14 protein-coding genes are annotated in these 15445 nt (G+C 61.2%); 1 reads left to right on the top strand and 13 read right to left on the bottom strand.

The window, feature by feature from the left end; translation table 11 throughout:
* Positions 1–167: 167 nt before the first annotated feature.
* From AC3ZU9_RS06600 to AC3ZU9_RS06590, 3 genes are read right to left on the bottom strand one after another with little or no spacing between them, the layout of a single operon-like run.
* The gene (locus AC3ZU9_RS06600) at positions 168–3233 is read right to left on the bottom strand and encodes an efflux RND transporter permease subunit (protein ID WP_012721659.1); all 3066 of its coding nucleotides are present in this window, start codon (positions 3231–3233) and stop codon (positions 168–170) included.
* Complete coding sequence (locus AC3ZU9_RS06595) at positions 3230–4300, bottom strand: efflux RND transporter periplasmic adaptor subunit (RefSeq protein ID WP_064054164.1); 1071 nt, start codon at positions 4298–4300, stop codon at positions 3230–3232. The genes AC3ZU9_RS06600 and AC3ZU9_RS06595 overlap by 4 nt, the downstream gene beginning before the upstream one ends.
* On the bottom strand, positions 4297–5379 hold the full coding sequence (locus tag AC3ZU9_RS06590; RefSeq protein WP_490090454.1) for an efflux RND transporter periplasmic adaptor subunit: 1083 nt from the start codon (positions 5377–5379) through the stop codon (positions 4297–4299). Before AC3ZU9_RS06590 ends, AC3ZU9_RS06595 begins: the two co-directional genes overlap by 4 nt.
* Before the next feature lie 256 nt (positions 5380–5635).
* On the opposite strand from AC3ZU9_RS06590, the gene AC3ZU9_RS06585 reads away from it, so the two are divergent.
* Positions 5636–6796, top strand: coding sequence for an AAA family ATPase (locus AC3ZU9_RS06585; protein WP_046034576.1), 1161 nt, complete (start codon positions 5636–5638; stop codon positions 6794–6796).
* Positions 6797–6891: 95 nt separating this feature from the next.
* On the opposite strand, the gene AC3ZU9_RS06580 is transcribed toward AC3ZU9_RS06585, so the two are convergent.
* The 10 genes from AC3ZU9_RS06580 to AC3ZU9_RS06535 all read right to left on the bottom strand — a co-directional run bounded on the left by AC3ZU9_RS06580 (position 6892) and on the right by AC3ZU9_RS06535 (position 15140).
* Positions 6892–7746: a transporter substrate-binding domain-containing protein gene (locus tag AC3ZU9_RS06580; RefSeq protein ID WP_012721655.1), complete on the bottom strand. Its 855-nt coding sequence runs from the start codon at positions 7744–7746 to the stop codon at positions 6892–6894.
* On the bottom strand, positions 7743–8519 hold the full coding sequence (locus tag AC3ZU9_RS06575; RefSeq protein ID WP_046034574.1) for an amino acid ABC transporter ATP-binding protein: 777 nt from the start codon (positions 8517–8519) through the stop codon (positions 7743–7745). Before AC3ZU9_RS06575 ends, AC3ZU9_RS06580 begins: the two co-directional genes overlap by 4 nt.
* Entirely contained in the window at positions 8516–9175 is a 660-nt protein-coding gene (locus AC3ZU9_RS06570; protein ID WP_012721653.1) for an amino acid ABC transporter permease, read from the bottom strand. Before AC3ZU9_RS06570 ends, AC3ZU9_RS06575 begins: the two co-directional genes overlap by 4 nt.
* Positions 9156–9821, bottom strand: a complete 666-nt coding sequence (locus AC3ZU9_RS06565; RefSeq protein ID WP_003187615.1) for an amino acid ABC transporter permease — start codon at positions 9819–9821, stop codon at positions 9156–9158. Before AC3ZU9_RS06565 ends, AC3ZU9_RS06570 begins: the two co-directional genes overlap by 20 nt.
* A gap of 511 nt (positions 9822–10332) precedes the next feature.
* Positions 10333–11115 (bottom strand): MetQ/NlpA family ABC transporter substrate-binding protein, encoded by a 783-nt coding sequence (locus AC3ZU9_RS06560; protein WP_012721649.1) that lies wholly within the window; start codon positions 11113–11115, stop codon positions 10333–10335.
* 149 nt (positions 11116–11264) lie between these two features.
* Complete coding sequence (locus AC3ZU9_RS06555) at positions 11265–12185, bottom strand: sigma 54-interacting transcriptional regulator (protein ID WP_102059915.1); 921 nt, start codon at positions 12183–12185, stop codon at positions 11265–11267.
* Positions 12186–12234: 49 nt separating this feature from the next.
* On the bottom strand, positions 12235–12816 hold the full coding sequence (locus tag AC3ZU9_RS06550; protein ID WP_012721647.1) for an alpha/beta hydrolase: 582 nt from the start codon (positions 12814–12816) through the stop codon (positions 12235–12237).
* Between the two features lie 328 nt (positions 12817–13144).
* Entirely contained in the window at positions 13145–13546 is a 402-nt protein-coding gene (locus AC3ZU9_RS06545; RefSeq protein ID WP_010565408.1) for an ExbD/TolR family protein, read from the bottom strand.
* A gap of 1 nt (position 13547) precedes the next feature.
* Positions 13548–14267 carry a MotA/TolQ/ExbB proton channel family protein gene (locus AC3ZU9_RS06540; RefSeq protein ID WP_012721646.1) on the bottom strand — a complete coding sequence of 240 codons (720 nt, stop codon included), beginning with the start codon at positions 14265–14267 and terminating at the stop codon, positions 13548–13550.
* A 54-nt stretch (positions 14268–14321) separates the two neighbouring features.
* The gene (locus AC3ZU9_RS06535) at positions 14322–15140 is read right to left on the bottom strand and encodes an energy transducer TonB (RefSeq protein ID WP_102059914.1); all 819 of its coding nucleotides are present in this window, start codon (positions 15138–15140) and stop codon (positions 14322–14324) included.
* Positions 15141–15445 lie beyond the last annotated feature (305 nt).

The raw sequence follows: 15445 nt of genomic DNA, 5'->3' as shown, positions 1-15445 counted from the left end.
AGACGTTTCCCACGGAGCAAAAGGTCAGTGAAGATCAAAATGTGGGAACGGCCTTGGCGTGGCGAGGGAGCTTGCTCCCGTTGACTGCGTAGCAGTCTCCGGCTTTTTTGGGGCGCTTCGCACCCCAGCGCAAGCAAGCTTGCTCACCACAGCAAGCCTCCACATTTTTAAACGCGTTTTTCCTGAGGGTCCTGCTTGGGTTCGCGGATTTTGTACCAGGCCACATACAGCGCGGGCAGGAACAACAGCGTCAACAAGGTCGCAATGATAATCCCGCCGATCATCGCGTACGCCATCGGCCCCCAGAACACTTCGCGGGCGATAGGGATCATGCCCAGGCTTGCCGCAGCCGCCGTCAGCAGGATCGGCCGGCGCCGGTGCTCGGTGGCTTCCACCACCGCGTCCCACGGCGTATAGCCGGCCACTTCGTATTCATGAATCTGCGTCACCAGAATCACCGAGTTACGGATGATGATGCCGATCAGCGCCAAAATCCCGAGGATCGCCACGAAGCCCATGGGCGTACCGGTGGGTATCAACGCCAGCACCACGCCGATCAGCCCCAGCGGCGCGACACTCGCCACCAGGAACATCTTCTGCACGCTGTGCAGCTGGATCATCAGGAAGGTCGCCATCAGGAACAGCATCAGCGGCACCACGCTGGCAATCGGGCCCTGGGCCTTGCCGCTTTCTTCCACGGTGCCGCCGGTGGCAACCTTGTAGCCCACCGGCAGGCCGGCGCTGAATTTGTCGATCTCAGGCTTAAGTTGCTTGACCAAGTCCGTCGGCTGCATCTCGTCGCGCACCGAGGCCTTGATGGTAATGGTCGGCTTGCGGTCGCGACGCCACACCAGCGGCTGCTCCAGTTCATAGCGCACGGTGGCGAAGGCCAGCAGCGGGATCGAGGTGCCGTTGGGCGTGACGATCTGCAGGTTCTGCAAGGTTTCCGGCGTGCCGCGTTCGGCGTCTTCGGCGCGGCCGACGACGTTGATCAGGTAGATATCATCGTGTACCTGGGTCACCGAGGCACCGCTGACCACGCTGTTCATCAACTGAGCCACGTCTTCCGATGACAGCCCCAGTTGCCGCGCCTTGTCCTGGGCGATGTCGATGCGCAGCACTTTGCCGGGCTCGTTCCAGTCGTAGATGATCTCGCCCAGGTGGGTGTTCTGGTCCAGTAAGGTCGCCAGTTCGATGGCGTGTTTACGCACCTGGTCGGTGTCTTTGCCCGACACGCGATACTGAATCGGCCTACCCACCGGCGGCCCCATTTCCAGCGGCTGCACGTAGCTACCAATCCCCACGAAGTCATCGCGCAGGCGCTTTTGCAGGCGCGCGATCAACTCACCACGCTCTTCCAGGCCCTTGCTCACGATCACCAACTGCGCGTAGTAGGGGTTTTCCAGTTGCTGGTCGAGGGGCAGGTAGAAACGGATCGCCCCCTGGCCGATATAGGTGCTCCAGCGCGCAATGTCCGGGTCGTCCTTGATGATTGCTTCCAGGCGGTCGACGGCCTTGCGCGTCTCGTTGATCGAGGCGTTTTGCGGCAGGTTCAGGTCGACGAGGATTTCCGGACGGTCCGACGACGGAAAAAACTGGTTCTGCACGAACTGCATGGAGAACACCGAGGCCACAAACAGCGCCACGGTGATGCCGATCGCCCACCAACGGTTACGCATGGCCCAGAGCATGCCGCCATTGAAGGCACGGCCAATACGCCCGGGCTCAGCGCTGTGGGGTTTGACGTTGGCGCTGAGGATATGCACCCCGATCACCGGCGCAAACAGCACCGCCACCACCCACGACACCAGCATGGCCACGGCAATCACTGCGAACAGGGTGAAGGTGTACTCGCCCGCCGAGCTGGCGTTGAGGCCAATCGGCACAAAGCCTGCCACGGTCACCAGCGTACCGGTGAGCATCGGGAACGCCGTGGACGTGTAGGCGTAGGTCGCCGCCTGCTCCTTGGTTTCGCCTTTTTCCAGGCGCGTGATCATCATCTCGACGGTGATCATCGCGTCGTCCACCAACAGGCCGAGGGCGATAATCAACGCGCCCAACGACACGCGCTGCATGGTGATGCCGCTGTATTCCATGAACACAAACACCAGCGCCAGCACCAATGGAATCGAGCACGCCACCACCAGCCCGGCGCGCATGCCGAGGCTGATAAAACTCACCACCAGCACGATGATCACCGCTTCAAACAGCGCGCTGGTAAAGCCGCCGACGGCCTCTTCCACCACCTCCGCCTGGTCGGACACTTTGTGCACGCCGACGCCCACGGGCAGGTCGGCGGTCAATTCGTCCATGCGTTCATGCAGGGCCTTGCCGAACGACTGGATATTGCCGCCCTTCTGCATGGCTATCGCCAAGCCAATCGCCGGCTTGCCGTTGAAACGGAACATCGGCCGCGCCGGGTCCACATAGCCACGGCTGATCTCGGCAATGTCCGCCAGCCGATAGAAACGGTCATTGAGCCGCAGGTTGACGTTGGCCAGGTCTTTCTCCGAGGCGAACTGCCCCGACGTGCGCACCGAAATCCGTTCCGGCCCGGCCTCGATCACCCCGGCGGGGGTCACCGCATTCTGCGATTGCAGGCTCTGCACCACTTGGCGTTGATCAATGCCCAGGGCGGCCAGTTTGCGCGTGGAGAAATTCAGGTAAATCACTTCGTCCTGCTGGCCGATCATCTCGACCTTGCCCAGGCCCGGCACCGAACGGATCTCGGCGCGCACCTGCTCCACGTAGTCGCGCAGCTGGCGCATCGACAGGCCGTCGCCGGTAAAGGCGTACACCGAGCCAAACACATCACCGAACTCGTCGTTGAACGACGGCCCTTGCAGACCTTGGGGGAAGGTGCCGCGAATATCGTCGATCTTCTTGCGCACCTGGTACCAGACCTCAGGGATGGCCTTGGCGCTGGTGGTGTCCTTGAGGAACACGAAGACCGTGGACTCACCCGGCCGCGTGTAGCTTTTCACGTAGTCGAGGGAGTCCAGCTCTTCGAGTTTTTTCTCGATGCGGTCGGTGACCTGCTTGAGGGTCTCCTCCTGGGTCGCGCCCGGCCAACGGGTCTGGATCACCATGGTCTTGATGGTGAACGAAGGGTCTTCCTCGCGGCCCAGGTTCATGTAGGAGAACACGCCCATCAGCAGCGCGACGAACATCAGGTACCAGACGAAGGACTGATGCTTGAGGGCCCAGTCGGATAAGTTGAAGCTTCCTTTCATCGCGGGCTGTCCTCGTCGATTTTGACTTTTTGCCCGGGTTTCAGGCTGTTCACGCCCGCGGTGACGATACGCTCGCCGGGTTTGACGCCACCACTGAGCACCGCGCTGTCGGCGTCACGGCTGATCACGGTGATGTCGCGCGGTTGCACGGTCTGGTTCTGGGTATCGAGCAGCCAGATACGGGTCTTGCCATCGACTTCCTGCAAGGCGCTCAGGGGCAGTTCGATGCGCGGGGCGATGGCGGTACTCAAGGTCACGCTGATCGCTGTGCCCAGGCGGAACGCAGGCGGTGTTTCGGCCAGGGTCAAGCGTGCTCGGCGGGTGCGCGTGGCGCTTTGGGCCTGGGGTTCGATCTCGCGCACGATGGCAGTGGTCTGCACGCTGGGGTCGAGTTGCCCGGCGACCAGGAACACCACGTCTGGCGGCAGACGCTCGGCGAGGCCGGCCGGCAGGTCGATCACCGCTTCCTTGATGTCCGGTCGGGCCAGGGTCACCACTTGCTGGCCGGCGCTGACCACCTGGCCGGCCTCGGCATTCCAAGCGGTGACGATGCCGGCGTGGTCGGTGCGCAGTTCGGCGTAGTTGAGTTGGTCCTTGGCTTGATTGACCGCAGCCTGGGCCTGGTCGAGGGAAGCCTGGGTGGTCTTCAGGTCGGTCTGGGCGATATCCAACTGAGCCTGGGCGCCGACGCCACGGTTGAACAGTTCCTGCTGACGGCGGGCGTTAGCCTGGGCGTTGATGTATTGCGCCTGCACGCGGGCCAGGTCGCCCTGGGCCGAACGCAATTGGTTCTGTTGGTCGGTGGGGTCGAGGACGGCAAGCAAGGCGCCCTTCTCCACCTCGGCACCCACGTCCACGGCACGCCGGGCAATCCGGCCGGGCACGCGAAAGCCCAGGTTACTTTCGTAGCGGGCCTGGATGGTGCCGGCGAAGCGGCCAAGGTTTTCCTGGTCCTCAGACGTCACTTCCATGGATAACACCGGACGCACCGGCTCGGGCGGCGGCTCTTCTTTGGAGCAGGCCACCAGTAACAAGCTGGCGGCGAGTATGAGCGTCAGGCGCTTCATGGTTGGGCTCCTTGCTGGGCGATCTCGACCAGCATGCCGGGGTGCAGCAATTGCCCGCCGGCCACCACGACTTTTTCGCCGCCCTTGAGGCCGTCGCCAATGATCACCTTGCCGGTGAGATAACGCGCCACGGTGACCTTGTGCAGTTGCGCCTTGCCGTCGCCATCAATCAGCCAAACGGCGGGCTCGCTGAGGTCTTTCGTCAGCGCGGCCCACGGCAATTCGATACTCGCCTTGGCCGGGCCATTGGCGGTCGCGCTCACCACCGAGCCCAATTCCATGCCTTTGGGTAATGCTTGCAGGGCGATTTTCACCTGCACAGTGCCGGTGTTGGCGGCCACGGCAGGCGTGACTTCGCGTACTTTGCCCTGGACCTTGATGCTTGGGTTATCCAGCAGGCTCACGGTGATCGCTGCATCCGGCGGTGGCTCCACCAGCAGGGATTCATACACGTTGAACACAGCATCGCGCTCGCCATCGCGCGCCAGGCTGAAAATCGGCACGGTGGCCTGCACAACCTGGCCGACTTCGGCCTGGCGCGCGGTAATCACGCCCGGCGCTTCGGCCACCAGCGAGGTATAACCGAGTTGCTCCCGTGCGTTAGCCAATTGGGCCTGGGCGGCGGCCAGTGCGCTTTGGCTGCTGCGCAACGCGGCCTGGGCGGAATCGTATTCGCTGCGGCTGGTGTAGCCCTTGGGCAAGAGTTTTTCCTGGCGCACGAAGGCGGCGGCGGTCTGCTTGACCCGTGCCTGCTCGGCCACGACCTGGGCCTGGGCGGAATCGACGTTGGTCTGCAGGTCCTTGGGGTCGAGCTTGGCCAGCACCTGCTTGGCGGTCACACGGTCGCCCACATCCACCGTGCGCTGGATGATCTTGCCGCCCACGCGAAAGGACAGATCGGTTTGCACCCGGGCCTGGATATCCCCCGTCAAGGTGACGGCCGCGGCAAAATCCGCCGGCTGCACAGTCTGCACAAACACCCGTGAGTGCGCCTTGGGTTCAGCCTTTTCCTCGCCACAGCCGCTCAACAGCGTCAGTAGGCCAAGACCAACAATACAGGTGGAAATACGACCGCCCATGCAGGCTCCTTTTGCGTGATGCCGACTTGCCAGTGTTTATGCGACTGTGAGCTTAGTTCAGGGTTCCACCGATGCATGCTTTCTGCTTGTCGTAAGCGGGCTTGCCCCACTGCCATCCGGTTAAGGGCAAGACGTCCCCTGTGGCGAGGGAGCTTGCTCCCGTTGGACTGCGAAGCAGTCCCAAAAGGTTATGATCCTTGTGCAGGCCGTTAGGGCCTCGCGCGGGGCAAGCCCGCTCACTACAGGTAGGTGACCGATGCTCAAGACCCTCGCGGTGGCCAATTACCGCTCGATCAACAAATTGGTGGTGCCCCTGGACCGGCTGAACCTGGTCACCGGCCCCAACGGCAGCGGCAAGTCCAACTTGTACCGCGCCCTGCGCCTGCTGGCGGAAACCGCCCAAGGCGGGGTGATCAATGCACTGGCCCGTGAGGGCGGGCTGGACTCCACCTTCTGGGCCGGCCCGGAAACCATCAGCCGGCGTATGCGCAACGGTGAGGTGCCGGTCGAGGCCGTGGTGCACCAGGGCGTAAAGCGCTTGCGCCTGGGGTTTGCCGGGGAGGATTTCAGCTACGCCATCTCACTGGGGTTGCCCGAACCGAGCCGGTCGTTTTTCTCCCTGGACCCTGAGGTGAAGAAGGAATGCATCTGGGCGGGCCAGATCTACCGCCCGGCCAGCCTGCTGGTGCAGCGCTCAGGGCCGATGGTGCGGGCCCGTGACGGTCGCAACTGGGATGTACTGGCCCAGCACACGCCCAACTACCACAGCCTGTTCGACCAGGTCGGCAGCCTGCGCGGCTCGCCGGAAGTGCTGCTGCTGCGCGAAAGCATTCGTGGCTGGCGCTTTTACGATCACTTTCGCAGCGATGTCGATGCGCCGGTACGCCAGCCACAACTGGGCACCCGCACGCCGGTGCTGCACCACGACGGCCGCGACCTGGCGGCGGCGCTGCAGACCATTCGCGAGATCGGCGACCCCGAGGCGCTGCAACGGGCAGTCAGCGACGCATTCCCCGGCGCACGCCTGAACATCGAACCGTTACAGGGCGGGCGCTTCGCGATTGAGTTCTATCAGGAGGGCTTGCTGCGGCCACTGTCAGCGGCGGAATTGTCCGACGGCACCTTGCGTTACCTGCTGCTGATCGCAGCGCTGCTCACGCCTCGGCCACCCACCATGATGGTGCTGAACGAACCGGAGACCAGCCTGCATCCGGACCTGCTACCCGCGTTGGCGCGCTTGATCATCCAAGCCTCCCAGCAGTGCCAGGTGTGGGTGGTGTCGCATGCCAGCCGGTTGATTGCAGCGTTGCAGCAGGACCAGGCGTGTAATTCGATTGTGTTGGAGAAGGTGATGGGAGAAACCCGGATCGTGGGCCAGGGGATTTTGGATGCGCCGGCTTGGCATTGGCCGGAATAGGGGGTGACTGGAAGGCCTCATCGGGGGCAAGCCCCCCACACTTGAATGTATTCACAGATCAATAATGTGGGAGGGGCTTGCCCCCGATAGCGGTATCAACCCTGCCACTTCCCGCCTTCAACAATCACACTCTCAGGCTGGGTGTCATCGCTCAGCTCTTTACGCACATATTGGTCGTACAGCTTGAGCAAAAACTTTTCCTCACCCAACTTCGCCAACTCGGCATTCACCCAGTCACGCAGTTCGACGTTGCCCTTTTTCACCGCTGGCGCAATCGGCGCTTCATCACCGAGTTTTTCTTCCAGCACGCGGTAGCCCGGGTTCTGCTTGGCCCAGCTGAACAGCACCAGATTGTCCTGAGCGTAGGCATCACCCCGTCCAGCCGACAGCGCCTGCAACGACTCGGAGTTCTTCTCGAACTTGAGCAGTTTCCAGTCCGGGTGGTGCTTGGTCAGCCAGATATCAGCCGTGGTGCCGGTGGTCACGATGGTGGTGCGGGTAGCCAGGTCATCCAGGCTTTTCACCGAGCTGTCCTGAGGCACCAGGGCCTGTACCGCAACTTTCAAGTTGGGGTTGGTAAAGTCCACCGCTTCCTTGCGCTCCGGCGTCACCGTCATGTTGGCGAGGATCAAGTCGACCTTGTCGCTTTGCAGGAACGGAATACGGCTGGCCGGCTCGACGGCGACAAACTCAACCTTGTTTTCATCGCCGAGCAGGTCCTTGGCGAATCGGCGCCCGATGTCGGTATCGAAGCCGACATAGCGGCCTGCTTCGTTGACGAAGCCGAACGGTGGCTTATCGGTGAAGACGCCGACAATCAGCTTGTCCCGCGCCTTGATCTTGTCGATATAGCTCACGGCGGCAGCCGTGGGTTTGGTGGGCTCTTCAGCCTTCTTATCGCAGCCGGCCAGCAGGGCGACGGCCAACAGTGGCAGCAGTAACTTTTTCATATCAGCTCCAGTTCCTGGGTCTTTTTGGGCAGTGTTGAAACAAAGGAGAACTTCTCCAGGAACTGCTGCGCGCGTGCGGTTTGCGGGTTCTTAAAGAATGCTTCGGGGGTGTTGTGTTCAAGGATGCGACCGGCCTCCATGAACACCACGCGGTCGGCGACGGCGCGGGCGAAGGCCATTTCGTGGGTGACGATCAACAGGGTCATGCCATCGCGGGCCAGGCCCTGGATCACTTCCAGCACTTCCTTGACCATCTCCGGGTCGAGGGCGGCGGTGACTTCGTCAAACAGCATGACCTGGGGGTTCATGCACAACGAGCGGACGATGGCGATGCGTTGCTGCTGGCCGCCGGACAGCTGACGCGGGAAGGCGTCGCGCTTATCGGCCAGGCCTACGCGATCGAGCAGTTTTTCTGCCTGTTCACGGGCTTCGCGAGGGTCACGTTTTTGTACTTTCAAGGGGCCAAGCAAGATGTTATCGAGCACGCTCATGTGCGGGAACAAGTGGTAGCTCTGGAACACCATGCCCACGTCCTGGCGCACCTGGCGCCAGTCGGTGCTGTTGTCCAACAGCTCTTTGCCGGCGAAACGCAGGCTGCCGCTGTGTGCGACTTCCAGGCCATTGAGGCAACGCAGCAAGGTGCTTTTGCCGCAGCCGCTGGGGCCGAGGATCACCACCACTTCGCCGCTTTGCACGCTCAGGTCGATGCCCTTGAGCACCTGCTGGTCGCCGAAAAATTTGTTGAAACCCTGGAACTCGATCAACGCACTCATGTTTGGGCCCAGCGCCGTTCCAGCACCTTGGAGGCGGCCGACAACGGGTAGCAGATAAAGAAGAAAAACAGGAACAGCACGCCGTAGATCAACACGGACTCATAGGTGCGCTCAATGATTTGCTGACCGACCTTAATCACGTCCACCACGCCGATCAGCACCGCCAGGGAGCTGGTCTTGATGATGCGCGTGTAGACGTTGATGGTCGGTGGCGTCATGCGTTTGAGAGCCTGGGGCAGCAGCACGTAGCCGTACAGTTGCGGGTCGGACAGCCCAATCGACAACCCCGCTTCACGCTGGCCACGGGGCAGCGAATGCAACGCGCCGCGCACCACTTCGCCGACCTCGCTGGCCCCCCACAACGACAGCACCAGCACCGCGCACCAGAAACTCGGGATGCTCAGGCCAAAGAAAATCGGCAGGCCGAAAAACAGCAGGTACAGCCACACCAGCACCGGAATCGCGCGGAACAACTCCAGGTACACCCGTAGCACAGCGTTGATCAGCCGGTTGTTCAAGGTGCGCAGCACGCCATACAGCACGCCGCCGACAGTACTGAAGGCGATGCTCAAAAACGAAATCGACAGGGTCTGCGCAGCGCCCTTGCCCAGTTGCGGCAACGACACCCACAACAACTCAAGACCCGAACTGGCCATGCTGGAGCCTCCTTTCCAGGCGGCTGAGCAGCAGCGACAGTGGCAGGAACAGCAGCACGCAAATCAGCGTCAGCACGGCAAGCATTTCGTAAGTCTTGTAGTAAAGGGCGATGTAGCTTTTGGTGGTGTAGAGAATCTCCGGCACCGCCACAGCAGAGACCACGGTGGTCTCCTTGAGCAGGAAGATGAAATTGGCGAACAGCGCCGGCAAGCTGAGAATGCCGGCCTGGGGCAGGATCACGTGGCGCAGCAGCTGCCAGTCGGACAGGCCGATGGACTTGCCCGACTCGATCTGCGCCAGCGGCACCGCTTCCACACCGGCGCGCAGCACTTCGGTGAGGTAGGCGCCGCCAAGGAACGTCATGGTGATGATTGCCGCCCAGAACCCGGAAATATTGAAGCCCAGGGCCGGTAGCGCGAAGTACACGAAAAACAGTTGGATCAGCAGCGGCGTGTTGCGCGCCAGCTCCACATACAGCGCCACCAGCCGCGACAGGTACGGCGTGCGAAACACCAGCAGCGCCGCGTTGATCAGTGCCACCAGCAAGGAGGTGGCAATGGCGATCAAGCCCACTTGCAGCGTCACCCCCACGGCCTTTAGAAACGCCGGCAAGGTGCTGAGGATAAAAGCGAAATCGAAGGTCATTTCTAGTCCATGACGCCGCAGGGGTAATGCGGCGAGCGCCGTCCGATCCAGCGTGGGTAACGCCGGGTAGCGCGAACTTTAAAGGTATAAAAAGTAAAATTTAAATACCTAAATAGCATATTCATATCACCCAAAAAGATAACCGTCGGATTCGCGGGTTTGGCAGGTGACAGCTATGGTTGGGGGGTCTGTATTTCGAGGGATTGAATAATGAACACAACAACACCAATCGATCCAAAGGAACTGGTGAAGTGGCTGGTGGCATTGCGCCGGGCGATCAATAGCAGAGCCCTGTAAAACACCGAAGTATCCACTGTGAGATGAAGATCAAATGTGGGAGGGGGCTTGCCCCCGATGGCGGTGTATCAGTTACAGATTGATTGGCTGACACACTGCAATCGGGGGCAAGCCCCCTCCCACATTTGGATTGCATTCCAAATTTCAGGCATAAAAAACGCCGACGCTATATAAGCCATCGGCGTTGAAACCTTGAAGGGGGTTTTCAGTTACATCAGAACGCAGGCACTACCGCACCGTTGTACTTCTTCTCGATGAAAGCTTTGACTTCCGGGCTGGTCAGGGCCTTGGACAGTTTCTGGATAGCGTCGCTGTCCTTGTTGTCCGGGCGAGCCACCAGGAAGTTCACGTACGGCGAGTCAGCGCTTTCGATGATCAGCGCGTCCTTGGCTGGGTTGAGGCCAGCTTCCAGGGCGTAGTTGGTGTTGATCAAGTCCAGATCAACCTGATCCAGCACGCGTGGCAGCAGGGCCGATTCCAGCTCTTTGAACTTCAGGTTCTTGGGGTTGCTGGCGATGTCTTTTGGCGTGGCCAGGGCGTTGGTCGGATCTTTCAGGGTGATCACACCGGCTTTCTGCAGCAGCAACAGGGCGCGGCCGCTGTTGGAGCCTTCGTTAGGAATGGCCACGGTGGCGCCATCTTTCAGCTCGGAGATGTTCTTGATCTTTTTCGAGTAACCGCCGAAGGGTTCAACGTGCACGCCAACCACGGTGACCAGGTTGGTGCCCTTGCCCTTGTTGAAGTTTTCCAGGTACGGCAGGGTCTGGAAGTAGTTGGCATCCAGGCGCTTCTCAGCCACCTGCACGTTAGGTTGTACGTAGTCGGTGAAGACTTTGATTTCCAAGTCCACGCCTTCTTTGGCGAGGGTTGGCTTGACCAATTCGAGGATCTCGGCGTGCGGCACTGGGGTCGCGGCCACCACCAGTTTCTCGTTAGCCTGGGCGAAGCCAGCAGTCAGGGCAGCCGCCAGTGCGGTAAACAACAGAACCTTTTTCATGCAGTGTCCTTATCGAAATTCCGGGTCGTCTCTGACGGCCGTTTTTTATGTGGTGTGCCAGCGAAGTGCTATCGCGGCGTGGGAGGGACAATACCTAGATTTTTTATTCCCGAACAATATCTTTTATTCACGTTGATATTCCATTTTGCTCATGTAGTGGCTTGTTCACGTAGAAAGCTGCGCAAGGTTTCCTGCTCGGCGGGGCTGGCCGTGTTGAAAATTCGCTGTACCTGCTCCAACGGCGTGCCCCCCACAGGCAAATTCAGATGCTCGGGCAAAATCTCGTCGCCGCTGCTGACCAGTAATGCAAAGTGAATAACGTTTTCCAGCTCACGCGTATTACCCGGCCAGGTGTGGTGCTCCAGCACGCGCTGGGCGGCGTCGCTGATCAGCGGCACCGGCAGGTCCAGGCGCTGGCTGTAGATGCCCAGGAAATACTCGGCCAGGGACAGGATGTCACCGACACGCTCGCGCAAGGCGGGCAAGTCCAGCTGGCCTTCGCTCAGGTAATGGAACAAGCGCTCATGGAACTTGCCGGCGGCCACGGCCTGGGCCAAGTCGATGCTGGTGGCCGCCACTAGGCGCACATCCACCGGGCTGGGCTGATGGGCGCCGACGCGGGTGACTTCATGGTTTTCCAGCGCGGCCAGCAGTTTTACCTGGATCGGTAGCGGCAAGTCGCCGATCTCATCCAAGTACAAGGTGCCGCCATTCGCCGAACCGAACCACCCCGCCCGGCTGCTGGCCGCGCCACTGTGGGCACCGGCCGCATAACCGAACAACTCGGCATCGGCATAGGTCGGGCTGATGGCGCCGCAATTGACCGAAACAAACAGCCCGGTGCGGTCGCTGCCACGGTGGATGTGCCGCGCCAGCAGCTCTTTACCGCTGCCAGTCTCGCCGCGAATCAGCACCGGCAGGGCGCGCGGCGCGAGGCTTTCCAGGTCTTCGCGCAGTTGCCGCGAGCGTGGATCAACAAAGACCAGCGCTTTGGCGCGAATGCTCAGCGGGCTTTTTTCCGCGTCGGGGAAGGTCAGCAGTGGCTGGCCGTAGGTTTCATGCAGGCTCATGGCAGGCTCCCGCCCCAAATCCACTCAGGGACGGGGCGTTTAAAGATAGTCAGGCAGTGCGCCGGGCGTGATGCTCAAGGCGGCTTTGCAGGCGATAAAGGTAGGCGAAACCCTGCTCCCAACGCTGGTGGCCGGACTTCACATTGATATGGCCGGCACCGGACAGAATGCCGGCTTCAGCGCCCCAGTTACGCGCCAGTTCCACGGCCCGGGGAGCGCTGACGGCGCTGTCGTTATCGGAGCTGACCACCTGGGTGGGAAACGGCAGCAAGTCGGTCGGAATCGGCGCAAAGTTGCGCAGGGCAGGCGAGCACGCCGGGCGTTCGACATCGGCCGGAGCCACCAGCAAGGCGCCACGCACCTGGCGCAGGAACTGCACTGGCGCGGTAGCCGCCCAATGCGCCACGGTGATGCAGCCCAGGCTATGGGCGATCAGGATCACTGGCGTGCTGTCGGCCGCAATGGCCTCGGCCAGCGCGGCGACCCAGTCTTCGCGCCGTGGCGTCAGCCAGTCGGCCTGTTCCACACGGGCGCTGTTGGGCAGGCTGTTCTGCCAATGACTTTGCCAATGATCTTCTGGCGATCCTTGCCAGCCCGGCACGATCAGGTAACGAATCGACTCGCTGTGCATGGGTGTGCCCTCCTGCAGCGTTTAACGTTGCTAACAGTATAGGGACGAGGGTTATATTCGTTAAGGAATAAGAAGCTATTTATTAATAACCAAAATATCAAAACCGATGAATATCAAACTGTGGGAGGGGGCTTGCTCCCGATAGCGGTGTATCAGCCGCCACCTGTATCAACTGACCCACTGCCATCGGGAGCAAGCCCCCTCCCACATTGACCAGGTTCCACATAGGGACTCGGGGGTGTTGAGTAAATCCCAGGCAAAAAAAAGGCCGCACCCTGCCAAGGAAACGGCCAAAAAATTGTCGAGGCTATTGGTGGAAGCGTTGCAACTAACGTGCGGTAATCACCGACAGCTTGGTAATCCCCGCGCGCTCGATAGACGCCATGGCTCGCGCCACTTCGCCGTAGTTCACACCATCGTCAGCCTGCAGTTGCACCCGCACATCGGGGTCCTTGGCCTTCGCCGCCTGCAGGTTGAATTCCAGCAGGTCCGGCTGGATTTCGTCCTTGTTGATAAACAGTTTGCCGGCGCCGTCGATGCTCACCACCAGCGGGTCTTTCTGCTCCACCGGGGCCACGGCCTCGGTCTTGGGCAGGTTGATCGGGATCGCGTTGGTCAACAGCGGCGCGGTGACGATAAACACCACCAGCAGTACCAGCATCACGTCCACCAGCGGCGTGACGTTGATCTCGCTCAGCACCTCATCACTGTCTTGCGTGGAAAAGGCCATCTCAGGACGCCTCCTTCACTTTCTGCGGGTTGCCGGGCGCATGCTTGGTCAGGGCCGGGTGCAGCAGCACGCGGAACGAATTCTTTTGCGCCAGGCTGTAGAAGTCGTGGGCAAAGTCATCCAGGTCGGCAGCCGTCAGTTTCAGGCGACGCAGGAAATAGTTGTAGACCAGCACCGCCGGCACCGCGACAGCGATACCCACGCCCGTCGCAACCAGTGCTGCACCGATCGGACCGGCCACGGTTTCGAGGCTGGCGGAACCGGCGGCGCTGATGCCCTTGAGCGCTTCCATGATCCCCCACACGGTGCCGAACAGGCCGATAAACGGAGAGGTGCTACCGATACTGGCGACCACGGCCAGGCCGGTCTCCAGGGAACGGCGCTCGCGCACGATCTGCTGGCGCAGGGCACGTTCGAGACGGTCCTGATGGTTGATCGCCTGGCTGAGGTCAGCGGCGTGCGGGGTTTCACCCACCTGGATCGCGGCATAACCGGCCTGGGCGACACGGGCAGCAGCGCCTGGCTGGGTTTCGGCCAGTTCGGCGGCCGAGTCGAGACTCGACGCCGCCCAGAACTGTTTATGGAACCTGCGATCCTGGGCCTTGAGGCGACCGAACTGCACGCCCTTGAGCAGGGCCAGGCCCCAAGTGGCGACCGAAAAAACCACCAGCAGCCAGATCACCGCGCTTTCGATGGATTCAAGTGGAGATGCTAATGCCATGATGTTTTCCCTCTGTGCAGGTCGCGGCGTGTGCAACACACCGCAGCGCAATAGTTAGTGAATCTTGAAATCGATCGGTACGCTGACCCAGCCGTCCTGAGCCACATCGCCCTGCTTGGCCGGCACGAAGCTCCAACGCTTCACGGCGGTCAGTGCGGCGTCATCGAGTTGCTGGCGACCGCTGCTTTTCTGGATCTGGATTTCGCCCGGCTTACCGCTGGCCAGTACATGCACCCGTAACAACACCGTGCCTTCCCAACCGCGACGCTGGGCCAGTGACGGGTACTCCGGCGCCGGGTTCTTCAAGTACGCGGCGTTGGCCGAAGCGGGTGTCACCGGAGCCGGCGCGGGCGGAGCAACAGGTGCAGGCGCGGGTGGCGCCGGTGTTGGCGGCGCGAGCGGCGGGTCGACCGGTTTCGGTGCGGGCTTGGGCTCAGGCTTGGGAACCGGCTTGGGCTTGGGTTTCGGAATCGGTTTGGGCGGCGCCGGCTTGGCGGCCAACTCATCCACCACCGGCGGCGGTGGCTCGACCACGGGGGGCGGAGGGGGCGGCGGCACAGGCGGCGGCGGTTCCACCACGGGCGGCGCCGGTTGGGAAAATTCGATGGTCATTGGCGGAATTTCCGGCGGCACAACTGGCAGCACCGGGGTCGGCTTCTGGCTCACCCAATAGATCACCGCACCGTGCAGAGCCAGCACCAGCAGACCGAGCAGGACCGCTTCGCGACGGCTGGAGAAACGTTTTGGCGTTTTCTGCGTCCGCAACTGCCCCAACGGCGCACGGTGCGGCCGGCCAAGGTCGACCAACTCGCCACTCGGTGCCTGGCGCCATTGCGCCTCGTGTGCACTGGCGGCGGTCTGGACATTGCCCATTAATTCACTCCCTCGGTTTTGAAACAAAAAACCGACTGGCCTGCGTGGAAGGCCGTCGAGGGCTGAATCATCGGTGCCAGACGCTTATCTCTTAAAGTAATCTTTAAAGTTATAGATATATCTTAATTGAATAAGAAAAACCTTCGAATACGTCAAAGCCACGGCCCGCTTAGCCTGGCGCCAAAGCGCTTAGAGTTGATGCTCTTTAGGCATAAAAAATATTCAAAAAAGGTATGGGTTTGCCACGTCAAACCAAGCCCGGCTTGTTTGGCGAAAGGCATTTCCTGGCACCTTCTTGTTGGAAC

This window comes from Pseudomonas sp. A39 (assembly GCF_058145955.1).
The sequence above is the reverse complement of the archived record's forward strand: the minus strand, read 5'-3'. Positions and strand labels throughout refer to the sequence as shown.